The sequence below is a fragment of the Nonomuraea sp. NPDC003201 genome (assembly GCF_053590415.1).
Window position 1 is genome coordinate 1 of sequence record NZ_JBSFTC010000267.1, and the last position, 15,562, is coordinate 15,562.

Genomic DNA, 15,562 nt, shown 5'->3' on the forward strand with positions numbered 1-15,562 from the left:
CCACCTGGTGGTGACCCTGTCCACCCCGCCAAGCCAACTACCCGCACTGGCCATCGACCAGATCGTCTGCACGGCCGCCGCCCTGGCACCGGAAATCCCTGCAGCCCAGGTCACCGTCGTCGGCGCCGGGCAGGACATCGGCCCCCGAAGCTGCCCGAGGTGATGCCGGGCGGCTCGTGACGGGGGAGCGAGCACGGCGATCAGCTGGCAACCGCCGCCAGCTCCCGCGCGTAATCACGGGGCCGGTCGTGCAGGTCGAGCAGGCGGCGGTGCATCCGCGCGAGCGGCTCCAGCGAGAAGCCGGTGTCCCGCCACGTCTCGAACGAGATGCCGATGCCCAGGTTGACGCAGAACTGCACGTTACGATCCTCGTGCTCGCCGTACCCCTCCAGGCAGATGATCGGCGTCGCCGCGGTGAACGCGTCGAGGATCGTGCCTCCGCCCAGCTTGGCCATGATCGCCACGGCGTGCCTGGTCAGGTCGAGTGCCTGGTGATGGTCCTCGGCCTGCTCGTACACGGGGGGCGCGTCGGCGACGATCTCGCCGAAGGGCGGGAAGCCGTCGTCGTGCCAGGGATTCCAGGAGGGATCCATCATGAAGCGACGCGAGCCGGGAGCGAGGCCGGGGGCCTCGCCGACGTCGCGCACCACGAGGTCGAGGGGCAGGCCCGCGGCGGTCAGCTCGGCGGCCCGCTCCAGGTACGTGCCCATCGACCAGCCGCCGCCGTGCGCCAGGACGCGCCTGTCCCGATCCTCCCAGCGCAGCGGCGGCTCGGTGGTGGCCCTGATCGTCCAGGGGATGTCGTTGCCGGCGGAGTCGAACAGCCACACCTCCCGGTGCCTGCCCAGTGACTCGGCCCGGCGGGCGAAGGACGGGGAGTTGGCCGAGTCGGCGTGGCACACGTCAACGGGTACCGCCCCGAACTCCTCCGCGTAACTCTCCACGACGGGCAGCCAGAGACCGCTGAAGACGACGAAACGGTGGACCGCGTCGTCATGCCAGCGCTTCTTCGCCGATTCGATCAGCATCGGGTCGAAGGCGTCCGACAGGTTGCGGAAAAGGCGCTGGCCGACCCGGGCGAGACGGAAGTCCCGCTGGTACGCCTCCTTGCTGGCGGAGATCCTCTCGCGCCGTTCGGGCTGCCAGAACGCCTCGGCCAGGAAGACCTCGCTAGGTGCCCCGAGCTCCTTGAGCCGTCGTCTGAGCAGCAGGCCGGTGACGTGGGCGCCGAGCCCCGGGCCGCCTGTCAGGATCGCGATCATGCCAGGGCGTTGACATGCGACAGGACGAAACCGCAGAAGGCGCGGATGGAGTACAGCCCCTCGATGTCCAGCCGGTCGAAGTCGAGCTCCACGTCGAACCGCTCCTCGACCATGAACAGGAAGTTGATCAACTGGATGGAGTCCATGCCCAGCTCGCGGATGATGTCCGCGTCGTCGCCGAGCTCCTCCGCGGCCCAGTCGTCGCCCAGGGCCTCGGCCAGCATCGACTTGATCTGCGGCAGGAGGTCGTCCATCTCGTTCACACTCCGTTTTCGTAGAGCGATGAGCACTTCGAGCAGACGGGCATCAGGCCCGTCGCGCGCAGCGTGGTGCGCACCCGGCGGAAGGCGGGGCTGTGCCAGACCTCCGCCAGAGTCCCGTCCCTGATGTCCCCGACGATGAACTCGGGGAAGAACTTGCACGAGCTGACCTTGCCGTCGGCGTGCACCTCCAGCCGGCTGGAGACCGCCAGGCAGGTGGACTTGCCCGCGACCAGCCGGCTGCGGCCGAGGGCGAAGTCGGTGACGTCGTCGAGCGTCACCTCGGGCGTGTAGCGGATCCAGGGCTTCCACACGCGTCCGGCGAGCCTTCTCATCGACTCCAGCAGGACGGGGATGTTGTCCGGTTCGAGGTGGTAGGTGTAGGAGTGCCAGGTGGCCTGCCCGGGTGGAGGAGGCGCGTTGAGCCAGGCGAAGTCGCGCGCGTACACCTCGTCCATCCGCGCGGCGGCCTCGGGAGTGATCCACCAGGGCAGCTGGAAGAAGACCGAGTGGAGCTCCAGCTCCTCGGCCCACTCCATGAACTCGTACAGGCGGCCCGCCGTCGCGTTGCTGACCATGGAGTTGACGGTCACCTCGCCCTGGTACTCCCCGCTCCTGCGCAGGTCGAGCAGGGTCTTGAGGTTGCGTTCCGTCCTGGAGAACGACCTCGGTCCGCGCAGCGCCTCGTGGTCGGCTTCGAGCCCGTCGAGGCTGACCGTCAGGTTGAGGTTGCTGCCGAGCTTGAGCAGGTGCTCCAGGTTGCGCTCGATGAGGAGGCCGTTCGTGCAGATGTTGACCTTGCGGGGGTAGCGGAGAAGGAGCTCGACCAGTTCGGGCAGGCGGCGGTACATCAGCGGCTCGCCGCCCCACAGCCAGGTCTTGGGCCTGGTCTCGTCCGTCTCGCGGAGCAGCCGTTCGAGCACCTCGATGTCCAGCTCGGCGGTGACCCGGTCTCTGCTGTAGTCGCGCAGGAAGCCCTGGTCGTTCCACTGGAAACAGTGGTCGCAGCGCAGATTGCAGGAGTAGGTGAGCTGCAGGCTGAGCTCGCCGGGCAGGTCGGTCGCATAGCCGGGATCGGCTCCGACCCCCCTCCTGGTCCGCGACCGCACCGTGAGCTTGCGCCGGACGTCGGCGAACTCGGCCGGGGTCAGCGTCCTGCTGGATCGATTCTCCGTCAGCTTTCTTTCCACCTTGGTCATCTCCCTGCGCGGTTCAGCGGATCAGCTGTTCGAGGAGCCCTTTCACGACGTGGTCATGGCGGTCGGCGTCATCGAATCCCCGGGGCTTCTCCTCGATGATCATGATCAGGTAGAGGTAGGTCCGGTAGAGGGCGAGCCGGGTGCGCGCGCTCCTGGTGAGCTCGAGGCGTCCGCCGGCCTGCCGGTAGCCCCGCAGCAGGTCCGGGTCGTGCTCGGCTCGGCCGTACACGTCGAGGGAGACGAAGTCGGCCAGCGGATCCCCCCAGAACGCCCGTTCGTGATCGATCAGCGCCGCGATGCGCGGCGGCCGGCGGTCGAGGTCCAGCAGGATGTTGCCGGGCCACAGGTCGAAATGGACCAGGGCGGGCTCGGTGACCTCGTCGAGCGCGCCGGCGTCGGCCCGTACGGCACGCGCGATCTCGCCGGCCGGCCAGGGAAGGTCGGCGTCGAACCGGACGGCGTCGGCGAGGAGGCCGTCGAGCATGGCCAGGAAGGCCTCCCGCCAGGTGGCGGCCCTCATCCCGGGCAGATGCGGGTAGCCGAACTCCGTCCCCTTGATGCGATGCAGCGCGGCGACGTACTGCCCGAGCGTGGAGCGCAACTGCCGGGACTCCTCCTCGGCCAGCCGCTCGGCCACGTCCGACCAGGGGACTCCCTCGACCGCGGTCATGATCAGATGCGGTACGGGGCCATCGAGGCAGGCGTGGAGCAACCGGGGCTGCGGGACGCCGGCCCCCTCGGAGAGGGGGTAGAACAGCGCCTCCGTCCGGATGATGTCGCGCTCGTAGGCGAGGAGCCCGGCATCGCCGGGAGGGCTGAGCTTGAGGACGACCTCGGAACCGCCGTCCAGCCGGACGCGCCACAGCGCGGCGAACGTACCCGCTCCCAGCTCTCGCGCGGCGACGGCGCGGCGTCCGAGGGCGCGCTGGACGAGGCCCTTGACCTCGGCCTCGGGCAGGCGCCTCTTGGTGTGCGCGTCCATCAGTGATCACCGCTGTCCAGCAGCTTGCCCAGCAGGTCCAGGCTCCCGAGGACCGCGGACGCCTCCAGGCCGAAGTCGATGAGGCAGGCGATCTCGTCCACGCCGATCGCCGCCAGCCGGCGGACCCGTTCCGCCGCGACGGCCGGCTCGCCCAGCAGGCCCGCCTCGTCGAAGAACCGTTTGACGGTTCTGCGCGTCATGAACTCGACAGCCTTGGGGCCGAGCGCGGCGGGGTCGACGTCGCGCGCCGAGCCGGCGCTCGAACCGAGGTGCAGGCCGACCGAGCTCCGGACGTACGCCGTCAGCGCCTCCCGCACCGCGTCGGTCGGCGGCCCGAGGTGGGTGTGCAGCATCACCACCACGTCGCCGGGCCTGCCGTCGAGTCCCGCGCGGTATTCCTTGATCTTGAGTGCCAGCTCGTCGACGCTCTGGCTGAGCAGGTTGGTCAGGACGCCGACGCCGAGGGCGCCGGCCGTGCGGAACGTCCCGACGCTGCCGGAGCTCGTCAGCCAGACCGGGAGCTCCGGCTGGACGGGTGGCGGGAAGATGCGGACCCGCTGTTCCTCGCCCACCCCCGTGACGACGCTCACCTCGTCCCCCCGCCACAGGCGGCGGACCTGTTCCAGCGTCTCGACGGTGATGCGGGTCCTGTCGGCGTACCTGTCGGGGTTGAAGGCGAAATCCACCGCGTGCCACCCGGAGGCGAAGGACACCCCCACCCGTCCGCCGGACAGGTTGTCGACCACGGCCCAGTCCTCCGCGATGCGGATCGGGTGATGCAGCGGGGCGACCACGCTGCCGGCGCGGACGGCCACGCGTTCGGTGACCGCGGCGACGGCCGCGCCGGTCACCGCGGAGTTCGGATAGAGCCCGCCGAAGGCGTGGAAGTGGCGCTCCGGCGTCCACACGGCCGTGAAGCCGTGCGCGTCCGCGTAGCGTGCCCCCTCCAGGAGCAGCTCGTAGCGGTCGGCGGAAGGCTGCGTGCTGTCGTCGGCGAAGTAGAACAGACTAAAACGCATCGGCTCTTTCTCTTCCGCGGGTCTTCTCCGGAGGCTGGGGCAGCCGGGGGCGGTCGACCTTCCCGCTCAAGGTCCGTGGCAGCTCGTCGAGCCACACGAACACGGTGGGAACGACGCCCGGTGGGAGATGCTCGCGCAGATGGCGCAGCACCTCCTGCTCGTGGCGGCCGTCATCGGCGACCACGTACGCGCAGAGCTTCTCACCCACGAGGACGACGTGGGCGTCATGGACCCCGGGAGAGCGCATGAGCACGTTCGCCACGTCGTCGAGCTCGACGCGCACGCCGTTCACCTTGACCTGCCGGTCGCGTCTGCCCAGGAGCTCCAGGGAGCCGTCCGGCCGGAACCGCCCGAGGTCGCCCGTCCGGAACCGGTGCGGATCGGACGGGTCGAAGCCGCCCTGCCGTTCCCCGAGGTAGCCGTGGAGCGGGAACGGCGTGCGCAGCTCGACCTCGCCCGACTCCAGGAGCCGCACCGTCACACCTGGGAGCGGTACGCCGACGGAGACCGAGTCCGCCGTCGCGTCCGCGGTGGTGACCCGGTGGAAGAGCTTGGTCATCGTGGTCTCGGTCGGGCCGTAGAGGTTGATCAGCTCCTTCTCCGTCCCGAAGAGCTCCTGCCAGGAGCGGACGTCGGAGGGGCGTACCGGCTCTCCCGCCAGCAGGACGGCGCGCAGCTCGCGCAGCGACCCGGGCGTCAGGTCCGCCGCTCGGAGCGTGCGGAAGACCGTGGGGACGCAGTGGAGGATCTGCACGCGGTTGGTCTCCAGCCAGTGGGCGAGCCCCTGGCCGCTGCGGGCGCTCTGCGGGGCCACGAGCATCGTCCCGCCCGAGCACAGCGGGACGAAGGCGTCGCGCAGGAAGGCGTCGAATCCGGCGGAGGTGAGCGAGGAGACGCGCGTCCCCCTGCCCGCGCCCACGAGGTCGATCTCCCAGGTGACGAAATGCGTGATCGCCGGGAGGCTTCCCACGACCCCCTTCGGCCGGCCCGTGGTCCCCGAGGTGAAGTAGACGTAGCCGGGGCCGTCCTGCTCGGCGGGGTTCCATCGTGCCGGATCCACCGCGTGATCTCGTACGTCCCGGGCGTCCAGCGTCCGGAACCCTTTCCTGCCGGTCCCTGCGAGGACCGGAGCTCCGGCCCGATCGACGACGACGGCTCCCGGCCGCAGGTCGTCGATGGCCATGGCCAGCCGCGCGGGCGGCGTTCGTACGTCCACCGGAGCGAACACGCGGCCGCAGGCCATGGCCGCGAGCATCGCGGCGACGGTCTCCACCGGATCGGCGCACGCGATGAGCACCGGATCGCCGCCCGGGACGGCATCGAGTTCCGCCAGGTGTCCCGAGGCCCGGACGGCGAGGTCGTGGTAGGTGGCGACCCGCTTCCTGGCGTGGATCGCGATGTCCTGGGGATGGGCCCGGACGTGGCGCATCCACCGGCCGACGACGCCGGTCATCCCGGCTGCCCTGTCGTACGGCCCGCGCCTTCCGCCACCACGGGCCGGCCCAGCCAGGCGTCCAGGTCGCCCACGTCGTCCGGGGCGTGATCGCAGAGCACATAGCGGCGGGGTGTCATCGCGGTGGGACGGCGGCGCAGGCCCTCCATGCAGAGCGCGTGCGCCTCCTCGGCGGACCGGACCCGCGGGCCACGGGCGAGGAAGGCCACCAGCGGCTCGCCCCGGACCTCGGGGAAGACCCGGGCGGGGAGCGGGGTGAGCACCTCGTCCAGGAGCCGCTGCACCTCGCCGACCTGGATCCAGCACGAGTCGACCAGCAGCCAGTCGCCGTCCCGTGGAAGCGGGCCCAGCCCGGTGACCTCGTCCATCCGCGGGCGGCTCAGGTCCTCCGAGGCCGCCGAGAGGAGGAGATTCTCGATCGCCAGCAGGATCCGTTCGAGCTCGTCCCCGGGGACCCGGTCCAGGTGGCCGGTCCACAGCCGCAGGCGGAGCGTCTCCTCCGCGGCGAACAGGTCGAACCTGAGCATGACGTCCGTCTCCACCATGGGTGTCCAGGTGAGAGTGCTCTCGGCCGGCGCCTCCGGAGGCTGGGAGTCGATCCGGCCCACCACGAGATTGTTGAACAGGGGCTCGAAGCAGAAGCGGACACCTCGCCGGTGCTCGGCCTGTGCGGCGATCTGCGAGCGTTTCTCGATGTCGTAGATCCCGTGCCTGCCCGCCTTCACGGTCGCCAGCCACGCTTGATGGACACACTTGTCGAAACTCATGGATTCCAGGTCGACGCGCATGGGGGCCGACTGCACGAGAGTCCCGAGGTAGTCCGCCGAACGGCTGTCGTACCGGTTGCTGGAAAGCGTCAGGAAGTCACCGGCGCAGTGCCCGGTGCGCTGGGAGAGCACGGCGCAGATGGCGGCCAGGACGATCGCCGGGCGCCCGAATCCGACGCGCGCCTCTACCTTGGCCAAGGCCGTCGCCGCGGCCTGCGAGCACAGTTCGGCGGCGACCGAGTCGCGCGGCGCGCCCGCGGAGGCGGCCGTGTAGAGGTGGTGCGGCGCCCGGTTCAGCACGCTCTCCCACAGCGTCAGGGCGCTCGCCGTACGGCGAGCCAGCGGTGGACGCCGTTCGGCCCAGGCTTGGTCCAGCGGCTGATGACGGGCCTCCCCGATCGCACGCTCCGCGGGGTGGCGCACCAGATGCGCGAACTCGCGGCCGAAGACGGCGAGGCCGAGGAAATCCGCGGTCAGGTGAGAGAGGTCCATGACGCCGGCGAGGACCTTGCCGCCGCGCGTGGCCAGGGCGACGCGCAGCGGATGCGTCTTGGGACTGTACGGTGGGCGCGTGTCCAGGAGGTTTCCGAGCTCCGCTGCCAGTGCGGCGGACTCGACCGGCCCGGCGCCGGCGTCGAAGCGGTGGATGGTCAGCTTGCCCGCCGCGGCGACCCGCTGGGCCGGGGGAGGGCCGGCCGCGTAGGTGGAGCGCAGCCCCTCATGGCGGGCCAGCAGAACGGCGAAGGTCTCGGTGACGTCGTCCAGATCGGCGCCCTCGGGCAATTCCAGCGCCCATCGCATCCAGCCGTGCGAATCGGGAAAACCGTCCAGCCAGCGCAGGATGTTGAGCTGGCCGAGGGTCAGGGGCCCGTCAGCGGCGCGATCGCCCTGGAAGGAGACGGCGATCGGTTCGCACTCGGTCAGCGTGAGCTCGTGAGTGAGCGCGGTGAAGACTTTCGGCATCGACGCAGATCACCCTCGCAGACACGTGCTTCGCGTGGACCGAAGGACCTTGTTCCTCTGCATTCAGCCCACCGCAGAGCCCAAGCTGCCGAAACTTTCGGACTGCCCCCGATAAGCTAGCCGGAGCGTATGTGAGCATTTTTTGATCGTCAAGAGCCATCGGATTCCTTGTCAAGGACATGGAGCGGGTGCCGGCCGCACGGGAAAGCTCCATTGACCGACCCGCGGAATCGGACATACGCTGCGCAAGATTTCGCGAGGGAATGGAAAGTTTTCGTCGGCCTTGCCTGAGGGATGCCCATGCGAGAAAGGCTGGACCTGCTGAGGCTCTTCCGCTACGCGGGCCCGGCGGTGTCCATCGCGTTGACCGTGATGGTTCTCATCGATGCGGTGGTGCCCGCGGGCATCGCGATCGCCGTCCAGGAACTGGTGGCGGCGGACGGCCGATCCGCGCTGGCGCCGGTGCTGCTCATGAGCGGCGTGGTCCTGGCCGGGCAGCTGGCGCTGGCGTTCCGGTTCCCCGTGGGACGGCTGGCGGCCGACCGCATCGACGGCGCGCACCGCACGCGGATCGCCGCCCTGGTGATGGGCGTGCCGACCGTGGACGTGGCCGAGAGGCAGGACGTCCAGGACCGGGTGAAGACGACCACGGCGGAGCCGCGGGACTGGGTCGACAGGACGTCGGGCGACGGCGCCGTGAGCCGGCTGGAGCTGGTGGGCCATGCCGTCGGGATGGCGTCGTCCGCGGTGGTGCTGGCCTGGTGGTCGTGGTGGCTGGTGCCGGCGACGGTCATCCCGGCGGTGTGCTTCCGCATGATGCACGGCCGCCAGTGGGTCCGGCATTTCCGGATCTGGGTGGAGGGCGTCCTGTACCACCGGCGGTGGAAGTACTGGGGCGAGGTCGCCACCACGCCGGCGGCGGGCCGGGAGCTGCGCGTCTTCGGAGCGGGCGAATGGCTGCTCGGGCACTACACGCGTGACATGCGCACCCACGTGGACCCCGTGTGGGAGGACGATCGGCGGGTGCTGCGCCAACTGTGGCTGGCGCTGCTCCTCCCGCTGGCCGGATGCACCGTGGCCTTCACCTGGGTGGCCCTCGGCACGGCGGCCGGTCAGGGCACCATCGCGCTGGAGGTGGCCGTGGTCACCGCGGCCTGGTCGGTGTTCAGCGTGGCCATCAGGACCGACGACGTGATCTCCCTCGAAGGGGCCCGGCCGGTCAGGCGGGCCGCCGCTGAGCTGGAGCGGATCAACCCCGCGCCGATCCCGCTACGCGCGCACGCCGAAACCCCCGCGGGCCCGCCGCCGCTGCTGCGCTTCGAGAACGTACGCTTCGGCTACCCGGGCCGGCAGGTGCTCAACGGCGTCGACCTGGAGATCAGGCCGGGGGAGTCGCTGGCGCTGGTCGGGCTCAACGGCGCGGGCAAGTCGACGCTGACCAAGCTGCTGGCCGGGCTGTACCGGCCCGACTCGGGCAGGATCCTCGCCGACGGGACGGACATCGCGGACATCCCCGACTGGCAGTCCCGGCTGAGCGTGGTGTTCCAGGACTTCCTGAAGTACCCCCTCTCCCTGCGCGACAACATCGCCCTCGGGGCCGCCGACCCCGATCTGCTCTCCGGCGTCGTCCGGGACGCCGGGCTGGTCCCCGTGGTGAGCCGGCTGTCCGGCGGGTACGACACGCCGCTGTCGCGCAGCCGTACCGCGGGGGTGGACCTGTCGGGCGGCCAGTGGCAACAGGTCGCGCTCGCCCGCGCGCTCTACGCCACCCGCCGGGGGGCCAGGATCCTGGTGCTGGACGAGCCCACGGCCCACCTGGACGTCCGCACCGAGCACGATCTCTTCCAGCGGCTGCCGGACATCACCGAGGGGATCAGCGTGGTGCTGATCTCGCACCGCCTCTCGACGGTACGGCAGGCGGACCGGATCGTGCTGCTCGACGGCGGCCGGATCACCGAGTCCGGGACGCATGAGGAGCTCATGGCCGAGGGCGGGCAGTACGCCACCATGTACGCGCTTCAAGCCCAGCGCTTCAGCCAGGGATACGACGACCGGCTGGACGAAGGAGATCTCGCGTGAGGGAGTACGCGCGCCTGTGGCGTGAGCTGATCGTGCTGTGCCGGCAGCGCCATCCCGGGGCGACGGCCTTCCTGATCGGCTGGCATGTGGCCTCGACGGTCATGTTCGCGGCGGTGGGGCTCACGCTGCGCGCGCTGGTGGAGGCCACCCAGGCGGGCACCGCCACCGCGATAGGCGTGGCGGCGCTGGGCGCCGCGCTGGTGCTGACCCTCAACCTCGGCGTCGAGCACATCGCCTACCTGCGGACCATCCACCTGGTGGAGCGGATCAGCCTCACCGAGGTGGAGCCCCGGATCCTGCGCGCCTGCGCCGAACTGCCGCAGGTGGGACATCTGGAGGAGCCCGAGTTCCTGGACCGGGTCACCACGTTGCGCGGCCAGTCCGGCGCGGTGGTGGACTGGGCGTGGGCGGTCCTCCAGGCCGTCGCCGCCACGATCGGGCTGCTGGTGGCGCTCGCGGTGCTGGGCGGGGTGAACCCCTGGCTGCTCGCGCTGCTGCCGTGCGCCGCCGTACAGCTGGCCATGGAACGGCACGGCCGCAGGAAGATCGCCGAAGAGGACATGGAGTCGGCGGAGGACCTGCGCCTCCACCGGGACCTGTACGACGACATCTGCGTGAACCCGGCCGCGCTGAAGGAGCTGCGCGTCTACGGCGCCGCGGCGGAGGCGCTCAGGCTGCAGGCCGAAGCCTGGGACCGGGTGACGCGCTCACGCGCCCGCGCCGCCCTGGTCGCCGCCGGCTGGTCGTCGGCGGGCTGGCTGGTCTTCGGCGCCGGTTTCACCCTGGCGATCTTCCTGGTCACGGCGGCGGGCCACCCGGGGGACATCATCCTGGCCGTCTCCATGGGCGTCCAGTTCCGCAACGTGGTCGAGCACGCGCTGCACCGATCCATGCAGGTCGGCGGGTACCGCCGGCTGCTGCGGCCCTACCTGTGGCTCATGGAGTACGCCCGGACGCACCGCGACACCGCCGACGCGGCCCCGCCCGTCCGGCTGCGGCGCGGGATCGAGCTGCGGAACGTGTCCTTCACCTACCCCGGGACCACCGAGCCCGTCCTCGAGGACCTGTCCGTGCACCTGCCCGCCGGAGCGGTGGTCGCGGTGGTCGGCGAGTACGGTTCCGGCAAGACCACGCTGGTCAAGCTCCTGGCGAAGATGTACGCCCCCGACTCGGGCAGCATCCTGGTCGACGACGTGGAGCTGTCGGCCCTGGACACCGCCGGCTGGCGGGCCTCGATGAGCGCCGCCTTCCAGGACTTCGGCCGCTACTGCACCACCTTCGAGGACTCCGTCCTGATGGGCGGCCGGGGCGATCTGAACTCCACGGTGCGCGACGCCGACGCCGAAGCGCTGGTCTCCCGCCTGCCCGACGGCCCCGCCACCGAGCTCGGCCGCCGCTTCGGCGGGATCGAGCTGTCGGAGGGCCAGTGGCAGAAGGTGGCGCTCGCCCGCTCCGGCGCACGGGCCCGGCCCCTGCTGTTCGTCCTGGACGAGCCCACCGCCTCCCTGGACGCCCCGAGCGAGCACGCCATCTTCGGCCGCTACGCGCGGCGTTCCCGCGAACTCGCGGCCCTGAACGGAGCGATCAGCGTCATCGTCTCCCACCGTTTCTCCACCGTGGCCGACGCCGACCTCATTCTGGTGATGGCGGCGGGAAAGCTGGTGGAGTGCGGCAGACATGACGAACTGCTCACCCGGAACGGCATGTACGCGGATCTCTACGGCATTCACGCCGCCGCGCACGCCTGAACTTTCTTCAGAAACGGTAATAGCGGTCGATGACGCTTCGGTAGTAGGTCGGCGAGAAACCCATCCGGGCCGTGGACGGCGCGTGCTGCGCCATTCTCTTCGTCGAGACGTTGTAGTCGTTGGCCGGGGTGTCCACATAGACCTTGGTGACGGACCGGCCGGACAATGTCATCAGATAGGAGACGATTTCCTCGGCGGTCACCGGATGGCCCGAGGCGACATTGACCGTCGCGTGACGAAGGCCGCCGGAGAGGAGTTCGGCGGCGATGGTCACGAGGTCGGCGACGTCGATGAGATCGCGGCGCGCGCCCCGGTAGACGGTCACCACGCCGTCGTTGACCTGGGAAACCAGTGCGGGCAGCAGCTGATGCCCCCGTTGGTGCGGCCCGACGACCTCCGTCACCCGGAGGATGAGATGGTCCACCCCGGACGCCCGTATCGCCTTCTCCATCTTCGCCTTGTGGCGCCCGTACGCGGTGGTGGGATGAACCGGGTCCTCTTCCGAACGCGGCGATCCGTCGCCGTTCCCGTAGAGATGTGCCGACGCCGTGGAGAAATAGAGGAGCCGGCGGGCGTCGCGCACCGCCTCACGGAGCAGAGCGGCTTCCCGATGAAACTCCGTCGCTTCGGTGGTGGTCGACCGCGACACCCCGGCGGCGAACACCACCGTGCCGTCCATCTTCATCGGTGAATTGACGAACGCCCGGGCAATCATTCCGTCGCCGACGACCTCCATGGAAATCTATTCTCGTATGAAGAAGGGCATTCGGCGAGGTTTTCCCGACCTGGATTCACGGCGTTGTTTCCCGTTTCCCGTCAGGGAGCTTCTCCGCAGTTCGGGCAGTCGGGCCGCTTCGGGATGGGCCGCGAGCGGATCTCCAGCGGCCAGAAGTCCACCTCGCTCCACCGCCCGCTCAGCGCCGGGGGCAACCCCGTCAGGACCCGGATCGCCTCCCAGGCCAGAATCGTGCCGACCAGCCCGCACAGCGCCCCGATGGCGCCCGCCTTCTGCCTCTTGCCGACCAGCGACTCCATCCGGCCGCGCCCGTGATCGGCGAAGGTCTCGGCGCGGACGCACGTCCAGCACGCGGTCTCCCCGGGCAGGACCGTCGTGCCGAGCACCCCGATGTGGTACGCGTACCCGGTGCCCAGGATGTGCGGGACGTCCGGCCAGCAGGCCTCGCTGACCCAGGTGGACGTGTCGTTGGGCGTGGGCAGGTCGATCGCGTTGATCACGATGTCCGCGCCGTCCACCAGGTCGGCGAGGTCGGCGGCGGAGGTGACGCGCCGGTCGAACGTCTCGACCGTGACGAAGGGATTGGCGGCGCGCAGCCTGGCCGCGGCCGCCTCGACCTTGGACGCTCCCACGTCGGCGACGCAGAACAGGGTCTGCCGGGTCAGGTTCGACGGCTCGACCCGATCGAAGTCACATAAGCGGATGGTGCCGACACCCGCGTTCGCCAGGGAGAGCGCGACCCAGCCGCCGAGCCCGCCGACCCCGCACACCACCGCGGTCGAGCGGTCGACGCGCTCCTGCAACTGCACGCCGCTGGAAAGGTCGGTGAGGCCCTGGTCGCAGAAATCCTGGAGCAGCCGCAATTGGCGGTCGTAGAATTGGGCGCGATCGTCGCCGAGCCGCGCGAACGACCCCTCGAGGTGGCCGACCCGGCTCAGCAGCCGCTCTTCCGTGAGGATTTGCAGCACCTCGCCGAGCGGCTGCGAGTCACCGACGGACCGCTCGATCTCGGCATATGTGCGAGTGCCGTCCAGAAGTGTTATCACCCGTTTCACAAAGGCGTCGGCGGCGAATCTCTTCACCGTTCTGTCCGCCGTGCAGAGGAAGAGCAGTTCGTCGCCCTCGGTCTGGACGATCACGCTTTCCCGCAGGCGAGGGCGCCAATCCGTCACGTGGTCCTCCGAGTGCGGGTGAGGTGGAAACACCTCACCCGCACGCTGTCAGTTGCCGGCGGAATTAGACGCGGTGACGGCGCCGACGCGCATGCTCGTCTCTTCGAGCTTCACCATGACAGGACGTCTTCGCATGGCCCCACCTTACGTCCGGACGGATTCCTTCACTGCATTCTCTCCATGACAGAATTTTTTACAAGGGAAACTCGGACAACTCCTGAATCGCCTGGTCGAGGTCGTCGGCGACGCCGCCTTCGTACAGCTGGACGTAAAGCTCGTCGGGGCCGCGGCCATATCTGCGTATCTGTCCGGCCCGCACGCGCAGGCGCGCCTGCGCCTCGCGGACGATCTCCTCGGGGCCGCCGCGCCAGCCGTACTCCTCGAGGAACAGGCGCAGCCGCTCCGGCCGGGCGGCGTCGTCGCGGAAGCCGTCGGCCGTCGCCGCGCGCCGGGCGTACAGCGGTACCCAGGCGATGGCCACCCACGCCACGTCCGAGCCCGGTGTGACCGGCCCGGCGAAGTCCCAGTCGAAGAAGCCGGTCAGCCTGCCCTCGTGCCACGCGGCGTTGAACGGCCCGGCGTCGTTGTGCGCGATGATCGTTCCCGGGGTCCAGGATCCGCCGAGCCGCCAGCGCGCCGTGGGAGCGGGCACGTAGTCGGCCACGGCCTCGTGGTAGTCGCGCAGCCAGCGGGCCACCTGGACCAGCGCGTCCTCGCTCCACGCCCACGCGGGCCACGGCGGCGCGCCGGCGATCTCGCCCACCAGGTAGGTGAGGATCTCCCGGCCCTCCGCGTCCACGCCCAGGACGCGGGGAGCGCCGCCGAACTCCTTGCGCTCCAGGTGCCGCAGGAGCTCGTGGACCGACGCCGACCACGCACGCACCGGCCGCCGCACCGTGGCGCCGATCCGCACCACGGCCTGGTCGTTGCCGCCCATGAGCCGGTCAGCGGCCATGGCCGTCCCGGGCCGCGATCTCGGCGGCGAGTGCGCGTACGGGGTCCGGGCGGGGGTGACGGCTGGGAACGGCCGGCCAGATTTGCCGCAAAATCCGCATATCACCGGTCCCCGGGGTCAGCCATGTGTCGGCCAGCGACCTCCACCCTAATTTTCTCGCCCGAGGCTGTCCACGATCCCGTGAAGGGCGCGATGACATGCGATCATCGGCGCCATGACGTCCCCCCCTTGATCAGCGCGGCCGCCGGACCGGCGCCGCCGGCTTCTCCGTCTTGTGCGTGGCGGCGCTCGCCGGTTACGGGCTGTTGGCGTGGAGCGTCTACGTGCTGGAGTGGATGACCACGGAGCTGATCATGGGCAGCGTCATCGCGTTGTTCGGGAACGTGTAGCGGCTCGACGCCGATCGCGACATCTCCCCGTGGGCCGAAGTGGAGGCCAGGCTGCACGTGGCAGCCGCGCAATCGCCCGACCCCCTGGTGAGCCAGACCGCCGCCTACCTCCTGGGCGCGGGCGGCAAGCGGTGGCGCCCGCCGGCGAGCCCGGGCGACGTCACCAGGATCGGATGAGCGCGGCCAGGAGGTCGGCGGCCGGGGCCAGCGCGGCCTCGTCCAGGTCGAAGGTCGGCGAATGATGCGGTCCGTACGTTCCGGCGCCCACGAGCAGGTATCCGGCGAGCCCGCCGCGTTCCTGGACGCGCCGCATGAACAGCGTCGCGTCATCGCTCGCGCGCAGGGGACGCGGCGGCAGAAGACCCAGGCCGTGGCTCGGGGCGAGGGTCTCGATCCTGGCGAGGATCGCGCCGTCGGTGGTCGCGCTGGTCGCCCAGCCGGTTCTGGCGATGTCCACGGTGACCCCGTGCATGGCGGCCGCGCCGTGGAGGACGTCGCGGGCCCGCCGCTCCAGGTCGTCGTGCTCGGCGGCGGCGGCGGGGCGGGCGGCCGCCCCGAGCGGAAGAGCACACCTCTCA

At 70.4% G+C, this 15,562-nt stretch carries 13 protein-coding genes; 2 read left to right on the forward strand and 11 right to left on the reverse strand.

The genetic code is table 11. The features are described from left to right. Nucleotides 1-200: 200 nt before the first annotated feature. Genes ACWDX9_RS48430 through ACWDX9_RS48460 form a run of 7 tightly spaced genes read right to left on the reverse strand, consistent with a single transcriptional unit; the run spans nt 201 to nt 7,905 of the window. On the reverse strand, nt 201-1,262 hold the full coding sequence (locus tag ACWDX9_RS48430; protein WP_449967636.1) for a hypothetical protein: 1,062 nt from the start codon (nt 1,260-1,262) through the stop codon (nt 201-203). Further along, on the reverse strand, nt 1,259-1,516 hold the full coding sequence (locus tag ACWDX9_RS48435; RefSeq protein ID WP_350740127.1) for an acyl carrier protein: 258 nt from the start codon (nt 1,514-1,516) through the stop codon (nt 1,259-1,261). The genes ACWDX9_RS48430 and ACWDX9_RS48435 overlap by 4 nt, the downstream gene beginning before the upstream one ends. A 5-nt stretch (nt 1,517-1,521) precedes the next feature. Then, the gene (locus ACWDX9_RS48440; protein WP_449967639.1) at nt 1,522-2,721 is read right to left on the reverse strand and encodes a radical SAM protein; all 1,200 of its coding nucleotides are present in this window, start codon (nt 2,719-2,721) and stop codon (nt 1,522-1,524) included. 13 nt (nt 2,722-2,734) lie between these two features. Continuing rightward, the gene (locus tag ACWDX9_RS48445; RefSeq protein ID WP_449967642.1) at nt 2,735-3,703 is read right to left on the reverse strand and encodes a phosphotransferase family protein; all 969 of its coding nucleotides are present in this window, start codon (nt 3,701-3,703) and stop codon (nt 2,735-2,737) included. Next, nucleotides 3,703-4,722 carry a MupA/Atu3671 family FMN-dependent luciferase-like monooxygenase gene (locus ACWDX9_RS48450; protein ID WP_449967644.1) on the reverse strand — a complete coding sequence of 340 codons (1,020 nt, stop codon included), beginning with the start codon at nt 4,720-4,722 and terminating at the stop codon, nt 3,703-3,705. The genes ACWDX9_RS48445 and ACWDX9_RS48450 overlap by 1 nt, the downstream gene beginning before the upstream one ends. Then, nucleotides 4,712-6,175, reverse strand: a complete 1,464-nt coding sequence (locus ACWDX9_RS48455; RefSeq protein ID WP_449967647.1) for an AMP-binding protein — start codon at nt 6,173-6,175, stop codon at nt 4,712-4,714. Before ACWDX9_RS48455 ends, ACWDX9_RS48450 begins: the two co-directional genes overlap by 11 nt. Then, complete coding sequence (locus tag ACWDX9_RS48460) at nt 6,172-7,905, reverse strand: condensation domain-containing protein (RefSeq protein WP_449967649.1); 1,734 nt, start codon at nt 7,903-7,905, stop codon at nt 6,172-6,174. Before ACWDX9_RS48460 ends, ACWDX9_RS48455 begins: the two co-directional genes overlap by 4 nt. A 300-nt stretch (nt 7,906-8,205) precedes the next feature. On the opposite strand from ACWDX9_RS48460, the gene ACWDX9_RS48465 reads away from it, so the two are divergent. Both ACWDX9_RS48465 and ACWDX9_RS48470 read left to right on the forward strand, forming a co-directional pair. Then, nucleotides 8,206-9,984 (forward strand): ABC transporter ATP-binding protein, encoded by a 1,779-nt coding sequence (locus tag ACWDX9_RS48465; protein ID WP_449967651.1) that lies wholly within the window; start codon nt 8,206-8,208, stop codon nt 9,982-9,984. Further along, on the forward strand, nt 9,981-11,732 hold the full coding sequence (locus ACWDX9_RS48470) for an ABC transporter ATP-binding protein (protein ID WP_449967654.1): 1,752 nt from the start codon (nt 9,981-9,983) through the stop codon (nt 11,730-11,732). The genes ACWDX9_RS48465 and ACWDX9_RS48470 overlap by 4 nt, the downstream gene beginning before the upstream one ends. Before the next feature lie 7 nt (nt 11,733-11,739). On the opposite strand, the gene ACWDX9_RS48475 is transcribed toward ACWDX9_RS48470, so the two are convergent. The 4 genes from ACWDX9_RS48475 to ACWDX9_RS48490 all read right to left on the reverse strand — a co-directional run. Then, nucleotides 11,740-12,468 (reverse strand): NAD-dependent epimerase/dehydratase family protein, encoded by a 729-nt coding sequence (locus ACWDX9_RS48475; RefSeq protein WP_449967657.1) that lies wholly within the window; start codon nt 12,466-12,468, stop codon nt 11,740-11,742. 80 nt (nt 12,469-12,548) lie between these two features. Further along, the gene (locus ACWDX9_RS48480; protein WP_449967659.1) at nt 12,549-13,640 is read right to left on the reverse strand and encodes a HesA/MoeB/ThiF family protein; all 1,092 of its coding nucleotides are present in this window, start codon (nt 13,638-13,640) and stop codon (nt 12,549-12,551) included. 193 nt (nt 13,641-13,833) lie between these two features. Continuing rightward, nucleotides 13,834-14,595, reverse strand: coding sequence for a phosphotransferase (locus ACWDX9_RS48485; RefSeq protein ID WP_449967663.1), 762 nt, complete (start codon nt 14,593-14,595; stop codon nt 13,834-13,836). A gap of 549 nt (nt 14,596-15,144) precedes the next feature. Continuing rightward, a partial coding sequence (locus ACWDX9_RS48490) for a hypothetical protein (protein ID WP_449967666.1) occupies nt 15,145-15,562 on the reverse strand: 418 nt, incomplete at its 5' end.